Source organism: Lactobacillus nasalidis (assembly GCF_016587775.1).
In the GTDB taxonomy this organism is placed as follows: domain Bacteria; phylum Bacillota; class Bacilli; order Lactobacillales; family Lactobacillaceae; genus Lactobacillus; species Lactobacillus nasalidis.
Window position 1 is genome coordinate 1 of sequence record NZ_BOCG01000178.1, and the last position, 3,482, is coordinate 3,482.

The window sequence follows — 3,482 nt, forward strand, 5'->3', positions numbered from 1 at the left end:
GGCATCTTTCAGTTCCAGCCCCAGCAGCCGCCCGCCAGCCCGCAGCTTGCCGAAAGCACCAAAGTTGGCGCAGACCAGGCTGCCGACATGGTAGTTTTGCCCTTGAAAGGCCACGAGCCTGGAGGAAGAGCCAATGCCGCCCTTAAAGCCCAAGCAGCGCATCCCCGTCCCGGCCCCAACATTGCCCTCAGCCAATTCGGGGCCGCTTTCAGCCAGCTTCAAGGCTTCCAGGGCAGCATCTTCACTGACGGCCAGGGCGCGGATGTCGTTTAAGTCGCCGTCGTTGCATTCCATCACGACCGGGTTGACCGTGCCGGTCGTCAGGCCGATTTCGGGATTGCTGGCCAGCATGTACCTGGTCAGCGCCGTCCAGCAGCTGCCAACCGCCAGGGTATTCGTCATCAGAATCGGCGTTTCCAGGCTGCCCAGCTCGTTGACCTGGACCAGGCCGGTCGTCTTGCCGAAGCCGTTGATGACCTGGCCGCTGGCCAGCATTTTTTCCTTAAAAATGTTTTCCCCGGGAATGATGGCCGTGACGCCAGTGTTGATCCCGCCGGTGCGCAGCGTCACCTGCCCCACTTTAACCCCCGGCACGTCGGTCAGATTGTTCTTGCTGGCTGGCTGATAGGCCCGGGGCAAAAACAGTTCTCCTTTCAAGCCCATTTTCCACCTCAGATTTCCGTCATGAACATTTTCGCGGTCAAGAGCTCCTTGATGCTTTTGGCCCGGTAGCGGACGATCCGCTCCCCGCTTCTCTCAGCCCCTGGATAAAAGGACGCGGCCCGGGCCCGGCCGGCTGAGGAGAAACAGAATTCCAGCAGATATTCGTCTTTTAAAAGCGGCAGCGGGCCGGGAGCAGCCAGGGCCTGCTTGATGCCGGTCTTGATGGCGCTGGCCACTTCCTGGGGGCTCTTGTTGACGGTCGCGCTGCCCACGCCCCGTTTGGTCGCGCAGGTCACGATGCCGGGACAGAACTCTTCTGCCCGCCGGCAGATGCCGGCATCCCCGGACATAAACAGGGACGGCACTCCGTACTGGGCCGCGCAGAGGCTGTTGAAAGCAAATTCGGAGGCCAGCTCGCCGTTCAGCTTGACCCAGGAATACCAGCCATGCTCGACCGTATGGTCCAGCGGCGTTTCACTGGAGCCGGCCGGGGAGTGGCAGCCAATCTGGATTGCCCCGGCATAATCAGCCGAGATCCCGGCCATCATTTCTTCCGGCGAGGAATCCCAGCCCTGAATCAGTTCAGTAGCTGCCGGCAACAGTGCCGGATCCAAGTTGATCCCGTCTTCATGCCCGTCTTTGACGGTCACGGCATAGCCGGCTGCCTGGCAGGCCTCGACCGCGGCCACGGTTTCCCGGGTCATTTCGGCAAGGGCCTGCTCGTAGCCCTTCTGCCCGTAGTGAGTCTGCTCCCAGCTGGTCACGCCGGCGCAGCCTTCCATGTCGCAGGAAATATAGATCTTTTTCTCCATCTTAGCATGCCCCCTTGCTAGTTCTTTTCGCTTTTTCTGCTTGTTAATATTTTACCATCAAAAAAACTGCCGACACTTAAACAATCTGTTAAGTATCAGCAGTTTTTAATGCTTAACGGTGCATAAAGGCCAGGGCGATTTCGTTGATCCCGAAGATCAGCAGGTAGATCGCGATCAGATAGATCGTGCTCATCCCCGCGATGACCGGTCTCAGCAGCAGCATTACCCCCACAACCAGGCCCAAGATGTTCAAGAGCAGGTTGAAGAAGAAATACCAGCCGGTTTCAAAGAAACGCAGGTGCCAGGCAAAGATGACCCCGATCAAGGAGTCGATGATAAACCACAAGGCCACCACGAAGGCGATCGTGTATGCCCCGATCTGATTGTTCCACAAGAAGAAGATACCAATCAGAATGTCGAAGATCCCCGATAAAAGAGTGGTCCAGGACGGACCGAAGATCCCCCGGAAGCCGGCATACATGGAGATCCAAGCGATCCCCTGCATGATCGACAGAACGGCCAAAATAATGACCAGGCCCCGCAGCCCCTTGCCAGGATTGGCAAAGAGAAAAATGCTCAAAATAACGGAGACAACCCCCGCGATAAACACGCCCCAGTCAAAGCCGCGTTTTTCGTTAAAGCCGGAATCAAACATAATAATCATCCTTTCACACAGATGCAAAAAATCCGATAATTACTTTGGCTTCCGCTTTCATTTTACAATATTTTGCTAAAAAGTTTTAGAGGCGATTAGGATTCTTTTTCGTTATTTGCAAGGGCCTTTTCAGTCAGCGCCCGGTCCCGGTCCAAAACCGGCTTGAGGTACTTGCCGGTCCAGGATTCTTCACAGGCCGCGATTTCTTCTGGCGTCCCCGTGCAGACCACCTGGCCGCCCCGCTCGCCGCCGTTTGGTCCCAGATCGATCAGCCAGTCGGCCGTCTTGATCACGTCCAGGTTGTGCTCGATGATCAAGACCGTGTTGCCCTGGTCAACCAGCCGCTGCAGGACTTCCAGCAGGCGCTTGATGTCGTCGGTGTGCAAACCGGTCGTCGGTTCGTCCAGGATATAGAAGTTCTTGCCCGTCGACAATTTCTGCAGTTCGCTGGCCAGCTTCATCCGCTGGGCTTCCCCGCCCGACAGGGTCGTGGCCGGCTGGCCCAGCTTGACATAGCCCAGGCCCACGTCGACAATGGTCTGCAGCTTGCGGTGAATCTTCGGGATGTTGACGAAGAAGTCGCAGGCTTCGCTGATGGTCATGTCCAAAACCTGGGCAATGTTCTTTTCCCGGTAGGTTACTTCCAGGGTTTCGGAATTGTAGCGCTGGCCGTGGCAGACTTCGCAGGGAACGTAGACGTCCGGCAGGAAGTTCATCTCGATCTTGAGGATCCCGTCGCCGTGGCAGGTCTCGCAGCGCCCGCCCTTGACGTTGAAGGAGAAGCGGGCCTTGGTGTAGCCGCGCATTTTGGCTTCGTTGGTCTGGGCAAACAGGGTCCGGATATCGTCAAAGACGCTGGTGTAGGTGGCCGGGTTGCTGCGCGGCGTCCGGCCGATCGGACTCTGGTCGATATCGATCACTTTTTCGATGTTCTTCCAGCCAGTCAGCTTGTCGTGTTTGCCTGGTTTGGCCGAGTTGCGGTTGATCTTCTGTGCCAGGGCCCGCTTCAGGATCTGGTTGACCAGGGTCGACTTGCCCGAACCGGACACCCCGGTCACGACGACAAATTCCCCAAGTGGGAAATCAACGCTGATGTTCTTCAGGTTGTTTTCCGCTGCCCCGGTCAGGCGCAGCTTTTTGCCATTGCCCTTGCGGCGCTTCAAAGGCACGGGAATGAACTTTTCCCCGCGCAGGTACTGGCCGGTTAAAGACTTCGGATTGGCCATCACTTCTTCCGGCGTCCCGGCGGCCATGACTTCCCCGCCCAGGCTGCCGGCTCCTGGTCCCATGTCGATCAGATAGTCGGCTGCCCGCATGGTTTCATCGTCGTGCTCAACGACGATCAAGGAGTT

At 57.4% G+C, this 3,482-nt stretch carries 4 protein-coding genes; all 4 read right to left on the reverse strand.

The annotated features are described in order from the left end of the window. On the reverse strand, positions 1-663 hold a 663-nt coding region (locus tag lacNas_RS03205), incomplete at its 3' end, for a P1 family peptidase (RefSeq protein WP_201346583.1). A gap of 8 nt (positions 664-671) precedes the next feature. Next, on the reverse strand, positions 672-1,475 hold the full coding sequence (locus lacNas_RS03210; protein WP_201331131.1) for a M55 family metallopeptidase: 804 nt from the start codon (positions 1,473-1,475) through the stop codon (positions 672-674). A 112-nt stretch (positions 1,476-1,587) separates the two neighbouring features. After that, positions 1,588-2,130: an HdeD family acid-resistance protein gene (locus lacNas_RS03215; RefSeq protein ID WP_201331132.1), complete on the reverse strand. Its 543-nt coding sequence runs from the start codon at positions 2,128-2,130 to the stop codon at positions 1,588-1,590. A gap of 95 nt (positions 2,131-2,225) precedes the next feature. Then, positions 2,226-3,482 (reverse strand): ATP-binding cassette domain-containing protein (locus lacNas_RS03220; protein WP_201346584.1); only part of this gene is annotated, 1,257 nt, incomplete at its 5' end.

Excerpts from the sequence above, each read along its gene's own strand:
- lacNas_RS03210 (WP_201331131.1), bottom strand. The coding sequence starts at position 1,475 with ATGGAGAAAAAGATCTATATTTCCTGCGACATGGAAGGCTGCGCCGGC.
- lacNas_RS03215 (WP_201331132.1), bottom strand. The coding sequence starts at position 2,130 with ATGTTTGATTCCGGCTTTAACGAAAAACGCGGCTTTGACTGGGGCGTG.